The 14,827-nt window shown below is 73.0% G+C and carries 10 protein-coding genes; 5 read left to right on the top strand and 5 right to left on the bottom strand.

The annotated features are described in order from the left end of the window. The first annotated feature begins 128 nt into the window (after nucleotides 1-128). Both ACIRNI_RS19300 and ACIRNI_RS19295 read left to right on the top strand, forming a co-directional pair. Nucleotides 129-1,754, top strand: coding sequence for an AMP-binding protein (locus tag ACIRNI_RS19300; RefSeq protein WP_403552589.1), 1,626 nt, complete (start codon nucleotides 129-131; stop codon nucleotides 1,752-1,754). A gap of 4 nt (nucleotides 1,755-1,758) precedes the next feature. Then, on the top strand, nucleotides 1,759-2,589 hold the full coding sequence (locus tag ACIRNI_RS19295) for a PaaX family transcriptional regulator C-terminal domain-containing protein (RefSeq protein ID WP_403552588.1): 831 nt from the start codon (nucleotides 1,759-1,761) through the stop codon (nucleotides 2,587-2,589). Here the strand turns inward: ACIRNI_RS19295 and ACIRNI_RS19290 are convergent. Together ACIRNI_RS19290 and ACIRNI_RS19285 are read right to left on the bottom strand one after the other, a co-directional pair. Further along, nucleotides 2,555-4,897: a bifunctional salicylyl-CoA 5-hydroxylase/oxidoreductase gene (locus tag ACIRNI_RS19290; RefSeq protein WP_403552843.1), complete on the bottom strand. Its 2,343-nt coding sequence runs from the start codon at nucleotides 4,895-4,897 to the stop codon at nucleotides 2,555-2,557. The genes ACIRNI_RS19295 and ACIRNI_RS19290 overlap by 35 nt on opposite strands. Nucleotides 4,898-4,915: 18 nt before the next feature. Beyond that, entirely contained in the window at nucleotides 4,916-5,743 is an 828-nt protein-coding gene (locus ACIRNI_RS19285) for an enoyl-CoA hydratase family protein (protein WP_403552587.1), read from the bottom strand. 267 nt (nucleotides 5,744-6,010) lie between these two features. Here ACIRNI_RS19285 and ACIRNI_RS19280 point away from each other — a divergent pair, with 267 nt between their 5' ends. Beyond that, nucleotides 6,011-6,442: an ATP-binding protein gene (locus tag ACIRNI_RS19280; RefSeq protein ID WP_403552586.1), complete on the top strand. Its 432-nt coding sequence runs from the start codon at nucleotides 6,011-6,013 to the stop codon at nucleotides 6,440-6,442. Here ACIRNI_RS19280 and ACIRNI_RS19275 read toward each other — a convergent pair. The 3 genes from ACIRNI_RS19275 to ACIRNI_RS19265 form a co-directional block, all read right to left on the bottom strand. Further along, the gene (locus ACIRNI_RS19275; RefSeq protein ID WP_403552585.1) at nucleotides 6,414-7,853 is read right to left on the bottom strand and encodes an amino acid permease; all 1,440 of its coding nucleotides are present in this window, start codon (nucleotides 7,851-7,853) and stop codon (nucleotides 6,414-6,416) included. The two genes, ACIRNI_RS19280 and ACIRNI_RS19275, sit on opposite strands and share 29 nt — an antisense overlap. A gap of 163 nt (nucleotides 7,854-8,016) precedes the next feature. Beyond that, nucleotides 8,017-9,015, bottom strand: coding sequence for an ornithine carbamoyltransferase (gene argF / locus ACIRNI_RS19270; RefSeq protein ID WP_403552584.1), 999 nt, complete (start codon nucleotides 9,013-9,015; stop codon nucleotides 8,017-8,019). A gap of 130 nt (nucleotides 9,016-9,145) precedes the next feature. After that, nucleotides 9,146-10,378 (bottom strand): arginine deiminase, encoded by a 1,233-nt coding sequence (locus ACIRNI_RS19265; RefSeq protein WP_403552583.1) that lies wholly within the window; start codon nucleotides 10,376-10,378, stop codon nucleotides 9,146-9,148. Nucleotides 10,379-10,767: 389 nt separating this feature from the next. On the opposite strand from ACIRNI_RS19265, the gene ACIRNI_RS19260 reads away from it, so the two are divergent. After that, nucleotides 10,768-12,252 carry a 3' terminal RNA ribose 2'-O-methyltransferase Hen1 gene (locus ACIRNI_RS19260; protein ID WP_403552582.1) on the top strand — a complete coding sequence of 495 codons (1,485 nt, stop codon included), beginning with the start codon at nucleotides 10,768-10,770 and terminating at the stop codon, nucleotides 12,250-12,252. Next, nucleotides 12,249-14,813, top strand: a complete 2,565-nt coding sequence (locus ACIRNI_RS19255; protein WP_403552581.1) for a polynucleotide kinase-phosphatase — start codon at nucleotides 12,249-12,251, stop codon at nucleotides 14,811-14,813. The genes ACIRNI_RS19260 and ACIRNI_RS19255 overlap by 4 nt, the downstream gene beginning before the upstream one ends. Nucleotides 14,814-14,827: the final 14 nt, after the last annotated feature.

Genomic DNA, 14,827 nt, shown 5'->3' with positions numbered 1-14,827 from the left:
TATCGCGTACCGTTGACTGTCGTCACCTTCACGATACGCTCGATGGGCGTTCCCACCACCCACCAGGAGTCACCCAAAGGGGTCACCCACCGGGAGCCCCCCAAGGGACCACCCACAGGGGGCGAATCATGGAGCTGACCGGATCGGCCCACCTCGACACCTTCGCCCGCGACCATCTGCCGCCCCGCGAGCAGTGGCCCGAGCTCCTCCTCGACCTGCCCGAGCTGCGCTACCCGGACCGGCTCAACTGCGGTGCGGAGCTGCTGGACCGTACGATCCAGCGGTTCGGCCCGGACCGGCCGGCGTTCCGGGACGGCGCGGGCGGCGTGTGGACGTACGGCGAACTGCGCGCGCGGGTCGACCGGATCGCCCACGCCCTCACCCACGACCTGGGCGTGGTGCCGGGCAACCGCGTGATGCTGCGCGGCCCGACGACCCCGTGGCTGGCGGCCTGCTGGCTGGCGGTGATGAAGGCGGGCGGCGTGGCCGTCACCGTCCTGGCGCAGGCGCGCGCCGGGGAGCTCGCCGTGATGTGCGAGATGGCCCGGGTCAGCCACGCGCTGTGCGACATCCGATCGGTCGACGACCTGGTGAAGGCCGAGGTGGAGGGGTTGCGCGTCACGGCGTACGGCGGCGACGCGCCCGACGACCTGCTGCGGCTGGCGGCCCGCCACCCGGACGCGTACGACGCCGTCGACACCGCCGCCGACGACGTCGCGCTGATCGCCTTCACCTCGGGGACCACCGGACGGCCCAAGGGGTGCATGCACTTCCACCGCGATGTGCCGGCCGTCGCCGACACCTTCTCGGCGCGGGTCCTGCGCCCCGAGCCGGACGACGTCTTCGCGGGCAGCCCCCCGCTGGGCTTCACCTTCGGGCTCGGCGGCCTGGTGATCTTCCCGCTGCGGGCGGGCGCCTCCGCGCTGCTGCTGGAGCAGGCCGGGCCGAAGCAGCTGCTGCCCGCGATCGCCGAGCACCGGGTTTCGGTGCTGTTCACGGCGCCGACCGCGTACCGGGTGATGCTGGAGAACCTCGACGGGTACGACACCGGCTCACTGCGCCGGTGCGTGTCGGCCGGCGAGAACCTGCCCGCGGCCACCTGGCGGGCCTGGCACGAGCGGACCGGGCTGCGGATCATCAACGGCATCGGGGCGACCGAGCTGCTGCACATCTTCATCTCGGCGGCCGACGAGGCGATCAGACCCGGCACGACCGGCGTGCCGGTGCCCGGCTGGCAGGCCCGCGTGGTGGACGGCTCCGGGCGACCCGTCCCGGACGGGCAGGAGGGCCTCCTGGCCGTGCGCGGCCCGGTGGGCTGCCGCTACCTGTCCGATCCGCGCCAGACGGAGTACGTCAGGGACGGCTGGAACCTCACCGGTGACACCTACGTACGCGAACCGGATGGGTACCTCCGCTACGTCGCCCGCGCGGACGACATGATCATCTCGGCGGGCTACAACATCGCCGGCCCGGAGGTCGAGGACGCGCTCCTCGCCCACCCCGACGTGGTGGAGGCGGCGGTGGTCGGCCGGCCGGACGACGTGCGCGGCCAGATCGCCGTCGCGTACGCGGTGGTCCGGGAGGGGGTCGCGCGCGACGACGCCGCGGCCGAGGCGCTGCGCGCCTTCGTACGGTCGCGCCTCGCCCCGTACAAGTGCCCGCGCGAGATCGTCTTCCTGGACGCCCTCCCCCGGACGGCCACCGGGAAGCTCCAGCGCTTCCGGCTGCGCGCGCCGGACGCGCCCGTAAAGTGACCACGTGGCCGAGCAGCACACTCCGCGTTCCCTGATCGTCTCCCTGTACGGCGCGTACGGGCGGACGCCCGACAACGCCCCGCTGCCGGTGGCCGAGCTGATCCGGCTGCTGGCGGTCCTCGGCGTGGACGCCCCGTCCGTCCGGTCCTCGGTGTCCCGGCTGAAGCGGCGCGGCCTGCTGGAACCGCGCCGCACGGCGGACGGGGCGGCCGGGTACGCCCTGTCGGCGGACGCCCGCCAGCTCCTCGACGACGGCGACCGGCGCATCTACGCGGCCGGTGAGCCGTCCGAGGAGGAGGGCTGGGTGCTCGCCGTCTTCTCGGTCCCCGAGGCCGAGCGGCACAAGCGCCACCTGCTCCGCTCCCGGCTGGGCCGCCTCGGCTTCGGCACGGCGGCCCCGGGCGTCTGGATCGCCCCCGCCGCGCTCTACGAGGAGGCCCGCCACACCCTCACGCGGCTGCACCTCGACCCGTACGTGGACCTCTTCCGCGGCGAGCACCTGGGCTTCGCACCGACGGCCGAGGCGGTGGGCCGCTGGTGGGACCTGGCCGCCATCGCCAAGCTCTACGAGGAGTTCCTCGACCTCCACGGGCCGGTCCTGCGCACCTGGTCGACCCGCGAACCCTCCCCCGAGCAGGCCTACCGCGACTACCTGCTGGCCCTCGACTCCTGGCGCCGCCTCCCGTACGCGGACCCGGGCCTCCCGGCCGCCCTGCTCCCGGCGGGCTGGCCGGGCGGCCGGGCGGCGGCGGTCTTCGGCGGGCTGCACGGGCTGCTGCGGGACCGGGGCGAGGCGTTCGTCAGGGGCGGGGCTGCGCCGTCGGCGTCAGACTGAGCCTCTGCTTCGGGGCGTCCGTGCGGCCCGTCGGGGGCTTGCGGCTGCCCGCGCGGTACGGGGCGGGCCAGGGGGCGGCGGGGCCGTCGTAGCCCTGGTCGGCGGCGGCGTGCAGCGTCCAGTGCGGGTCGTACAGGTGCGGGCGGGCCAGGGCGCACAGGTCGGCGCGGCCGGCGAGCAGCAGGGAGTTGACGTCGTCCCAGGAGGAGATCGCGCCGACCGCGATGACCGGGACCTTCAGCGCGTTGCGGATCTTGTCGGCGTACGGGGTCTGGTACGAGCGGCCGTACTCGGGGCGCTCGTCGGGGACGACCTGGCCGGTGGAGACGTCGATGGCGTCGGCGCCGTGGTCGGCGAAGGCGCGGGCGATCTCGACGGCCTCCTCGGCGGTGGTGCCGCCGGGCGCCCAGTCGGTGGCCGAGAGGCGCACCGTCATGGGCCGCTCGCCGGGCCAGGCGGCGCGGACCGCGTCGAAGACCTCCAGCGGGAAGCGGAGCCTGCGCTCCAGGGAGCCTCCGTAGGCGTCGGTGCGGCGGTTGGTGAGCGGGGAGAGGAAGCCGGAGAGGAGGTAGCCGTGGGCGCAGTGCAGTTCGAGCAGGTCGAACCCGGCCCGGGCGGCGCGGCGCGCGGCGGCGGCGAACTGCTCCCTTATGTCGGTGAGCGCGGCGCGGTGCAGCTCGTGCGGGACCTGGTTGACGCCGGGGCGGTACGGCAGCGGTGAGGCGGCGACCAGGGGCCAGTTGCCGGTGTCGAGGGGCTGGTCGATGCCCTCCCACATGCGTTTGGTGGAGCCCTTGCGGCCGGAGTGCCCGAGCTGGACGCCGATGGCGGTGCCCGGTGACTGGCGGTGCACGAAGTCGGTGATCCGGGACCAGGCCGCCGCCTGCGCGGGCGTGTACAGGCCCGCGCAGCCCGGGGTGATGCGGCCCTCGGGGCTCACGCACACCATCTCGGTCATGACCAGCCCGGCGCCGCCCAGGGCGCGGGCGCCGAGGTGGACGAGGTGGAAGTCGCCGGGGACGCCGTCCACGGCCGAGTACATGTCCATGGGCGAGACGACGACGCGGTTGCGCAGCGTCAGCCCGCGCAGCCGGAAGGGCGTGAACATCGGCGGGGTGCCGGGCGGGCAGCCGAAGTCGCGTTCGACGGCGTCGGTGAAGCGGGGGTCGCGCAGCCGCAGGTTGTCGTGGGTGACGCGGCGGCTGCGGGTGAGCAGGTTGAAGGCGAACTGGCGCGGCGGCTGGTCCAGGTATCCGGCGAGCTCCTCGAACCAGCGCAGGCTGGCGGCGGCCGCGCGCTGCGTGGACTCGACGACGGGGCGGCGTTCCGCCTCGTAGGCGGCGAGCGCCTCGCTCAGGGAGGGCTGTTCCTCGACGCAGGCGGCCAGCGCGAGGGCGTCCTCGACGGCGAGCTTGGTGCCGGAGCCGATGGAGAAGTGCGCGGTGTGGGCGGCGTCGCCGAGCAGGACGGTGCTGCCGTGGGACCAGCGGTCGTTGACGACGGTCCGGAAGGCGGTCCAGGTGCTGTTGTTCGAGGTCAGGGGGCGGCCGCGCAGGGCCTCGGCAAAGATCTTGGCGCAGCGGTCGATGGACTCCTGGGTGTCGAGCTCGTCGAAACCGGCCGCCCGCCAGACCTCCTCGCGCATCTCGACGATGACGGTGGAGGCGCCGGATTGGTTCTGCGGCCCGGAGGGCCTCGTTGAGGGGTGGTGGTCGGGCGACGGGCGGGCGAAGGGATAGCCGTGGAGCTGCATCACGCCGTGCTCGGTCTCGGCGACCTCGAAGCGGAACGCGTCGAAGGCGAAGTCGGCGGCGAGCCAGATGTAGCGGCAGCGGTGGGTGGTCAGGGCCGGGCGGAAGACGTCGGCGTGGGTCTCGCGGGTGCGGCTGTGGACACCGTCGGCCGCGATGACCAGGTCGTACGAGGTCGCCAGCTCGGCGGCGGGCGGCGCCTCGGTGCGGAAGCGGAGCCGTACGCCCAGCTCGGCGCAACGGGCGTGGAGGATCTCCAGCAGCCTGCGGCGGCCGAGCGCGGCGAAGCCGTGGCCCCCGGAGGTGAGGGTGCGGCCGCGGTGGACGATGTCGATGTCGTCCCAGCGGACGAACTCCGCCTGGAGCGCGGCGTACACCGCGGGGTCGGCGTGCTCGATGCCGCCGAGGGTCTCGTCGGAGAGGACGACGCCGAAGCCGAAGGTGTCGTCGGGGGCGTTGCGCTCCCAGACCGTGATGTCACGGGCGGGGTCGAGGCGCTTGAGGAGCGCGGCGGCGTACAGGCCGCCGGGCCCGCCGCCGATGACGGCCACGCGCAGGGCAGGGCGCACGGCAGGTCACCGCCCCCGCCACTTGGGCGGCCGCTTCGCGGTGAAGGCGGCGTGGAACTCGGCGTAGTCCTCGCCGTTCATCAGCAGGGCCTGGGTCGCCGCGTCCAGCTCGACGGCGGCCGCGAGCGGCATGTCGAGCTCGGCGGTGAGCAGCGCCTTGGTCTGTGCGTACGCGAGGGCGGGGCCCTCGGCGAGGCGGCGGGCGAGCGCGGCGGCGCGCTCGTCGGCGCGGCCCTCCTCGGTGAGCTCGCTGATGAGGCCGATGCGCTCGGCCTCGGGGGCGCGGACCGGTTCGCCGAGCATGAGCAGCCGGGTGGCGTGGCCGAGGCCGACGACGCGGGGCAGGAGGTACGCGGCGCCCATGTCGCCGCCGGAGAGGCCGACCTTGGTGAAGAGGAACGCGAAGCGGGCGGTGGGGTCGGCGATCCGGAAGTCGGCGGCGAGTGCCAGGACCGCCCCGGCGCCCGCGGCGACCCCGTGGACGGCGGCGATCACGGGGAAGGGCGCCTCGCGCAGCGCCCGTACGACCTGGCCGGTCATCCGGTTGAAGTCGAGCAGCTCGGCGGTGTCCATGGCGAGGGTGGCGCCGATGATGTCGTCCACGTCGCCGCCGGAGCAGAAGCCCCGCCCCTCCCCCGCGAGGACCAGCGCCCGCACGGCACGCTCCCGGGACAGCTCGGCGAGCAGGTCGCGCAGGTCGGCGTAGGCGCCGAAGGTGAGCGCGTTCAGCTTGGCGGGGCGGGCGAGCGTCACGGTCGCGACGCCGTCGTCGACGGTGAGCCTCAGATGGCGCCACTCGGGGGTGCGGGGCGCGGAGCTGGTGAAGGGGCTCATGGGGTGCGGCCTCCCTCGGCGAGCGGATTGCCTGGCGAGTACCTGCCCGTCGACGCTATCACTCAACCGTGACTGCCGTCACGTACACGCGATAGAGCGAGGCGGCGTGCCGAGCGCTCCGTAACGGGTGTGGTGCAGGTCTCCTCATGGGTGCCGTGGGGCTCTGGTGCCGCCGGTTGCGGTCCGTAAGGTGGAAGGGAAGGACTGGACCGCTGAAACCGAAGGCGGCTCCAGGAGACCCGCCGACCGGAACGGAGGACCGCCACCGTGCTCAAAGCCTCCGGTCCCGCCTACTGGCGCCTGGCCCTGCCGCACTCCGCGGCCGCCGTGCCGCTCGCCCGGGCGCTGGTGCGCAAGGCCCTCGCGGACCTCGACGCTCCGGCCTCGGCGGACACCGACACGGCGGAGCTGCTGACGGCGGAGCTGGTGGCGAACGCGGTGAAGCACACCGACCCGGGCGACCCGCCGATCGAGCTGGTGGTGGAGCTGCTGGAGACCGGCTGCCAGGTCGAGGTGCACGACCGCGACCCGGCCCCGCCCGGTGATCTGTCGCCCGGCCACACCGCGCCGCCGGACCCGTGGCAGGAGCACGGCCGCGGCCTGCTGTTGATCCGTACGCTCAGCGCGGCGTGCGGTCACCGCCGTACCCCGCAGGGCAAGGCGGTGTGGTTCACGCTCCCTGGGCTCGGGACGGCGTGACCTCCTCCGCCTCCGGTGCCGGCGTGGCGGCCAGCCGCGAGTTGCGGCGCCCGTAGAGCGCGTACACCAGCGCGCCGGCCAGCAGGAAGACGGCGAACTGCACCCAGGTGGTCCAGCCGGTGCCCCACATCAGGTACAGGCAGAAGGCGACACCCAGGACCGGGCTGAGCGGGTAGAGCGGCACCCGGAAGCTCCGCTCGATGGAGGGGTGGCGGCGGCGCAGGGCGACCACCGCGATGTTGACCACGGCCATGACGGCGAGGGTGCCGATGGTGGTCAGGTTCATCACGACGTCGAGCGGCACGACGGCGGCCGGGACGGCGAAGACGGCGGCGACGATCCAGGTGTTCGCGACGGGGGTGGAGGTCTTCGGCGAGACCTTCTCGAAGACGCGCGGGATGAGCCCGTCCCGGGACATCGACATCAGGATGCGGGTCTGGCCGTACATCACGGCGAGGACGACGGAGGCGATGGCGACGACCGCGCCGAAGGCGATGATCCCGCCGCCGAGGGCGGAGCCGGTGACCTTGTCGACGATGAGCGAGAGCGCGGCCGGCTGGTCGGCGACGTCACCGGCGGACATCGCGCCGATGGCGGCGAGGGCGACCAGCCCGTACAGCAGCGTGACGGCCCCGATGCAGATCATGATCGCGAGGGGCACGTTCCGGCGGGGGTTCTTGACCTCCTCGCCGGCGGTGGTGATCGCGTCGAAGCCGATGTACGAGAAGAAGGCGAGCGACGCGCCCGAGGTGACCCCGGCGAGGCCGTGCGCCGCGAACGGCGTGAGGTTGTCCGAGTGGAAGGCGCTGAACGCGAGCGCGCAGAACAGGATCAGGATCGCGATCTTGATGACGGCCATGGCGGCCGTGGCGCGGGCGCTCTCGCGCACGCCGCGCACGAGCAGGACGGCGGCGAGGGCGATCACGACGACGGCCGGGACGTTCACGACGCCGCCGTCCCCGGGCGGTGCGGACAGCGCGGCGGGCAGCTGGACGCCGATGAGGCTGTCGAGCAGTTCGTTGAGGTACTGGCCCCAGCCGACCGAGACGGCGGAGACGGACACGCCGTACTCCAGCAGCAGGCACCAGCCGGTGAGGAAGGCGACGCGCTCGCCGAGGGCGGCGTAGGCGAAGGAGTACGAGCTGCCGGAGACCGGGATGGCGCTGCCCAGCTCGGCGAAGGAGAACGCGGTGAAGACGCAGGTGATCGCGGCGAGGACGAAGGAGACGACGACCGCGGGGCCCGCCTCGGCGACGCTGTCGGAGAGACCGACGAAGATGCCGGTGCCGACGATGGCGCCGACGCCGAAGCACACGAGCTGGAAGAGGCCCATGGTGCGCTTGAGGCCATGTCCCTCCAGGTCGGCGCCGGATTCGGCGACCAGTTGGGCGGGGGTCTTGAGGCGCTGCATGGGTGGTTCTCCCGGCGGGTGGTGCGGGCTCGTGCAGGGGTGGCGCACAAGCGGAAGGGGTCCGGACATGTGAGCCCGGACCCCACCTTCTGTACCGAGACTAACCGGTACCTCGCATATTCACCCCATCGCCCGCATGGCCATCCCGGGCACGGCGGCTCCGTCAGCCAAGGGTGGCCACCAGGACCGCCTTGATGGTGTGCATGCGGTTCTCGGCCTCGTCGAAGACGACCGAGTGCTCCGACTCGAAGACCTCGTCCGTGACCTCCAGCTCGGTGAGCCCGTGCCGCGCGTGGATCTCGCGGCCGACCGCCGTGCCCAGGTCGTGGAAGGCGGGCAGGCAGTGGAGGAACTTCACCCCGGGGTTGCCGGTGGCGCGCAGGACGTCCATGGTCACGGCGTACGGGGCGAGGGCGGCGATGCGCTCGTCCCACACCTCCTTCGGCTCGCCCATCGAGACCCAGACGTCGGTGGCGACGAAGTCGGCGCCCCGGACCCCCTCGGCGACGTCCTCGGTGAGCGTGACGCGCGCCCCGCTGGCCTCGGCGAGCTCGCGCGCCTTCGCCACGATGACCTCGGCCGGCCAGAACTCCTTGGGTGCCACGATCCGTACGTCCATGCCGAGCAGGGCGCCGGTGACGAGGTAGGAGTTGCCCATGTTGTAGCGGCCGTCGCCCAGGTAGGCGAAGGCGACGGCCTCCAGGGGCTTGTCGGTGTGCTCGGTCATGGTGAGCACGTCGGCGAGCATCTGGGTGGGGTGCCAGTCGTCGGTCAGGCCGTTGTAGACCGGGACCCCGGCGTACGCGGCCAGCTCCTCGACCGTCGCCTGGGCGTCGCCCCGGTACTCGATCGCGTCGAACATGCGGCCGAGGACGCGGGCGGTGTCCTTGACCGACTCCTTGTGGCCGATCTGCGAGCCGGAGGGGTCGAGGTAGGTGGTGGAGGCGCCCTGGTCGGCCGCCGCGACCTCGAACGCGCAGCGCGTGCGCGTGGAGGTCTTCTCGAAGATCAGCGCGATGTTCCGACCCCGCAGCCGCTGGACCTCGGTCCCCGCCTTCTTCGCCGACTTGAGTTCTGCGGCCAGCTCGATCAGGCTGCGGAACTCGTCGGCGGTGAAGTCCAGCTCCTTGAGGAAGGGGCGGCCGGTGAGATCGGTGGCCATGGGGCGCTCCTGGGTTACGGGGGTCGGGGACTGTGGAAGTCTATACGAAGGTCAGAATTTCTATTCGTCCGCTTCCGTAAGGCGCGGCGCGACCCGCCGGCACGGCTCATGGCGCCGCCCGCATCGCGGCTCACAGGGCGTCGCGCTCGACCGGGCAGCTCATGCAGCGCGGGCCGCCCCGCCCCCGCCCCAGCTCGCTGCCCGGGATCTCGATCACCTCGATGCCCTCCCGCCGCAGGTGCGTGTTGGTGGTGACGTTGCGCTCGTACGCGACCACGACCCCCGGCTCCACCGCCAGCACGTTGCAGCCGTCGTCCCACTGCTCGCGCTCGGCCGCGTGCACGTCCTGCGTCGCCGTCAGCACCCGGACGGAGGTCATGCCGAGCGCCGCCGCGATGGCGCTGTGCATGTGCTCGGGCGGATGGTCGGAGACCTTCAGCGTGCCGATCCGGTCCCCCGGGTCGATGGTGTACGAGCGGAGCATGCCGAGCCCCGCGTACTGCGTGAAGGTGTCCGGCGCCACCATCGTCATCACGGTGTCCAGGTGCATGAACGCCCTCCTCTTCGGCATGTCCAGCGCCACGATCGTGCGCGCCGAACCGGCCGCGAACATGCCGCGGGCCAGCATCTCCACCGCCTGCGGGGTGGTCCGCTCGCTCATCCCGATCAGCACCGCGCCGTTGCCGAGGACCAGCACGTCGCCGCCCTCGATGGTGGACGGGTAGTCGTCCTGCCCCTCCGACCAGTGGTGGAAGGAGCCCGCCTCCGGTCCGGTGAAGAGGGGGTGGTGCTTGTAGATCGCCTCGAAGTGCACGGTCTCGCGCTGCCGGGCGGGGTAGCGCATGGCGTTGATGGCCACCCCGTCGTAGATCCAGGCGGAGGTGTCCCGGGTGAAGAGGTGGTTCGGCAGGGGCGGCAGCAGGAAGTCGTCCAGGTCCATCACATGGAACCGGACGGACGTCGGCTCGGGGTGACCGGCGAGGTACTCGCGCTTCGTCATCCCGCCGACCAGCGCCGCGACGAGCCGGGCCGTCTCCATCTCGTCGAAGACGGCCCTGAGGTGGTCCGTGGCGAGCGGCCCGTACTCCTTCTCGTCGAAGACCCGGTCCAGGACGAGCTTCCTGGCGGCCGGCAGCTCCAGCACCTCGCGCAGCAGGTCGCCGAAGAGGTGGACGACGACACCACGGTCCCGCAGCACGTCGGCGAAACCGTCGTGTTCCTGACGGGCCCGCCGCACCCAGAGCACGTCGTCGAAGAGGAGCCGCTCCTTGTTGCTGGGCGTGAGCCGCTTCAGCTCCAGGTCGGGCCGGTGCAGGATGACGCGGCGGAGCCGCCCGGTCTCGGAATCGACATGGAATCCCATGCACCCATCCTGGCCGAGCCGCGCGCTCGGCGCGCCCCCGCGTACGGCACGACGTGCCACCGGGGCGACCGGGTGGTGGGTGTGCGGCGGCGGTGGACCGTCCCCTCCTTCGGTCCACCGCCACCGGTAAGGGGAGACACCGCCCCTCCCAACTAAGCCTTGTTCAGGGGTAGTTCGGGGGGCATCACTCCACGCGGTCACGAACGTAAGGGCTCGTCCCGACCTGCGTCAACAGGCTCCGGGAGCCACGAAGCGGTGCACCTTCCCCTGCTCCCCGTGCGCCTCCCCGCGCCTCGGCACGCGCCTCCTCCGCCCGCCTCCCCCACCTCACGGCGGCCGGTGACGAAATTCCATGGTCGGAGACGGCACGACGGCCGATACTCGGACACGTGTTCCTGACGATCAGTACGACCGGCACCCATGAACGCCCCGCCACCGATCTCGGCTTCCTGCTGCACAAGCATCCGGACAAGGCGCAGGCGTTCTCCACCTCCTACGGCACGGCCCACGTCCTCTACCCGGAGGCGACGCCCGAGCGCTGCACGGCGGCGCTGCTGCTGGAGGTGGACCCCGTCGCGCTCGTACGCCGCGGCAAGGGCAAGGGCGGCAAGGGACGCGGAGGCGCGCCCGACCAGGCGCTCGCGCAGTACGTCAACGACCGGCCGTACGCCGCCTCCTCGCTGCTCGCCGTCGCCCTCGGCAACGTCTTCTCCAGCGCGCTCAAGGGGCAGTGCCAGGCCCGGCCCGAGCTCGTCGGCCAGGCGCTGCCGCTGCGCGTCGAGGTGCCGGCGCTGCCCGCGCGCGGCGGCGCAGAGCTCGTACGGAAGCTGTTCGAGCCCCTGGGGTGGGCGGTGACGGCGGAACCGATCGCACTCGACGAGCGGTTCCCGGAGTGGGGCGCGTCGCGGTACGTCCGCCTCGTCCTGGAGGGCGAGCAGCGGCTCTCCGACGCGCTGCGCCACCTGTACGTGCTGCTGCCGGTCCTGGACGACGCCAAGCACTACTGGGTGTCGCCGGACGAGGTCGACAAGCTGCTGCGGGTCGGCGAGGGCTGGCTACCCGGCCACCCGGAGCACAAGCTGATCACCAGCCGCTACCTGGCGCGCCGCTGGTCGCTGACGCGCGAGGCGATGGAGCGCATCGAGCTGGCGCGGCTGGCCGCGGCGGACGACAGCGACGTCGAGGAGATCGACAACGCCGTCGACGAGGACACCGACACCGAGGAGCGCCCGGTGGCGCTGGCGGTCCAGCGGCGTGCGGCGATCGTCGAGGCGCTGCGCGGCGCGGGCGCGAGCCGGGTGCTCGACCTGGGCTGCGGGCAGGGCCAGCTGGTGCGCGAACTGCTGAAGGACCCCCGCTTCACCGAGATCGTGGGTGTCGACGTGTCCATGCGGGCGCTGTCGCTGGCGGCGCGGCGGCTGCGGATCGAGCGCATGGGCGAGCGGCAGGCGGAGCGCGTCCGGCTCTTCCAGGGCTCGCTCACGTACACCGACAAGCGGCTCAAGGGGTACGACGCCGCCGTGCTCAGCGAGGTCATCGAGCACCTGGACCTGGAGCGGCTGCCCGCGCTGGAGTACGCCGTCTTCGGGGCGGCCCGCCCGGCGACCGTGCTCGTGACGACGCCGAACGTCGAGTACAACGTGCGCTGGGAGACCCTCCCGGCCGGTCACGTACGCCACGGGGACCACCGCTTCGAGTGGACCCGCGCGGAGTTCCGCACCTGGGCCCTGGCGGTCGCCGAACGGCACGGGTACGGCGTGGAGTTCCGCCCCGTCGGACCCGACGACCCCGAGGTCGGCCCGCCGACGCAGATGGCGGTGTTCACGCTGAACGCCGCACCCGCAACACCCCTGTCCGAGGAGAAGGCCGCATGACCACCGACACCACACCCCGCAGGCTGCTGCCGGTCACCGACCTCTCCCTCGTCGTCCTCATCGGCGCCACCGGCTCCGGCAAGTCCACCTTCGCGCGCAGGCACTTCAAGCCGACGGAGATCATCTCGTCGGACTTCTGCCGCGGGCTCGTCGCCGACGACGAGAACGACCAGAGCGCCAGCCGCGACGCCTTCGACGTCCTGCACTACATCGCCGGAAAGCGCCTCGCGGCCGGCCGGCTGACCGTGGTCGACGCGACCAGCGTGCAGCAGGAGAGCCGCCGCCAGCTGGTACGGCTGGCGCGCGAGCACGACGTCCTGCCCATCGCCATCGTGCTGGACCTGCCGGAGGAGGTGTGCGCGGCGCGCAACGCCGGCCGGCCGGACCGGGCGGGGATGCCGCGCCACGTCATCCAGCGCCACCGGCGCGAGCTGCACCGCTCGCTGCGCGCCCTGGAGCGCGAGGGCTTCCGCAAGGTGCACGTGCTGCGCAGCGTCGAGGAGGTGGAGGCGGCCGAGGTCGTCCTGGAGAAGCGGTTCAACGACCTGCGGCACCTGACCGGGCCGTTCGACATCATCGGCGACATCCACGGCTGCTCCTCGGAGCTGGAGACGCTGCTCGCCAAGCTGGGGTACGTCGACGGCCACCACCCCGAGGGGCGCACGGCCGTCTTCGTCGGCGACCTCGTCGACCGGGGACCTGACAGCCCGGGTGTGCTGCGGCGCGTCATGGGCATGGTCGCCGCGGGCGACGCGCTGTGCGTGCCCGGCAACCACGAGAACAAGCTGGGCCGCTGGCTGAGCGGAAAGAACGTCCAGCACACGCACGGTCTCGCCGAGACCGTCGAGCAGCTGGAGCGCGAGAGCCCGGAGTTCCGCGAGCAGGTGCGGGAGTTCATCGCGGGGCTGGTCAGCCACTACGTCCTGGACGAGGGCCGGCTCGTCGTCTGCCACGCCGGACTGCCGGAGAAGTACCACGGCCGCACGTCGGGGCGGGTGCGCTCGCACGCGCTGTACGGCGACACGACCGGCGAGACGGACGAGTTCGGCCTGCCGGTGCGCTACCCGTGGGCGGAGGACTACCGGGGCCGGGCGGCGGTCGTCTACGGCCACACCCCCGTGCCCAGCACCTCATGGATCAACAACACCATCTGCCTCGACACGGGCGCTGTGTTCGGCGGAAAGATGACCGCGCTGCGCTGGCCGGAGCGCGAACTCGTCGACGTACCGGCCGAGAAGGTCTGGTACGCGCCGGTCAAGCCGCTCGCCACCGAGGCGCCCGGCGGCCACCAGGGGCGGCCGCTGGACCTGGCCGACGTGCACGGGCGCCGGGTCGTCGAGACCCGGTACGCGGGCAACGTCGGCGTGCGCGAGGAGAACGCCGCGGCGGCGCTGGAGGTCATGAGCCGCTTCGCCGTCGACCCGCGGCTCGTGCCCTACCTGCCGCCGACCATGGCGCCCACCGCCACGTCGCGCCGCGAGGGCTACCTGGAGCACCCGGCCGAGGCGTTCGCCGCGTACGCCGCCGACGGTGTCGCCCGGGTGGTGTGCGAGGAGAAGCACATGGGGTCGCGCGCCGTGGCCCTGGTATGCCGTGACGCGGAGGCGGCCCGGGAGCACTTCGGCGTGGAGCCGGGCCCGGCCGGGTCCAGCGGGCCCACCGGGTCCCTCTACACGCGCACCGGCCGGCCCTTCTTCGACGACCCCTCGGTCACCGAGGAGATCCTCGGCCGTCTGCGCACGGCGGTGACGGCGGCCGGGCTGTGGGAGGAGCTCGACACGGACTGGCTGCTGCTCGACGCGGAGCTGATGCCCTGGTCCCTCAAGGCCTCCGGGCTGCTGCGCTCGCAGTACGCGGCGGTGGGCGCCGCATCCTCGGCCGTCTTCCCCGGCGCGCTCGCCGCGCTGGAGGCGGCCGCCGCGCGCGGGGTCGAGGTCGACGGGCTGCTGGCACGCCAGCGCGACCGCGCGGTCGACGCGGCCGCCTTCACGGAGGCGTACCGTCGTTACTGCTGGACCACCGACGGCCTGGACGGCGTGGAGCTGGCGCCGTTCCAGCTGCTCGCCGCCCGGGGCCGCAGCCTCGCCGCGCTCCCGCACGACGAGCAGCTCGCCCTGATCGACCGCATGGTGGAGCACGACACCACCGGTCTGCTCCGGACCACCCGCCGCCTCTACGTCGACACCGGCGACGAGGCGTCGGTCGCGGCCGGCGTCGACTGGTGGCTGGAGATGACCGGCCGCGGCGGCGAGGGCATGGTCGTCAAGCCGCTCCGGGCCCTCGCCCGCGACGGCAAGGGCCGCCTGGTCCAGCCCGGCATCAAGTGCCGGGGTCGCGAGTACCTCCGGATCATCTACGGCCCCGAGTACACGCGCCCCGACAACCTGGACCGCCTGCGCTCCCGCTTCCTCGGCCACAAGCGCTCCCTCGCCCTGCGGGAGTACGCCCTCGGCCTGGAGGCCCTGTCCCGCCTCGCCGACGGCGAGCCCCTGTGGCGCGTCCACGAAGCGGTCTTCGCGGTCCTCGCCCTGGAGTCGGAACCGGTGGACCCCCGGTTGTAGGTTGTGGGGCGAGC

Source organism: Streptomyces sp. NPDC093546 (assembly GCF_044765045.1).
Taxonomy (GTDB): domain Bacteria; phylum Actinomycetota; class Actinomycetes; order Streptomycetales; family Streptomycetaceae; genus Streptomyces.
The sequence above is the reverse complement of the archived record's forward strand: the minus strand, read 5'-3'. Positions and strand labels throughout refer to the sequence as shown.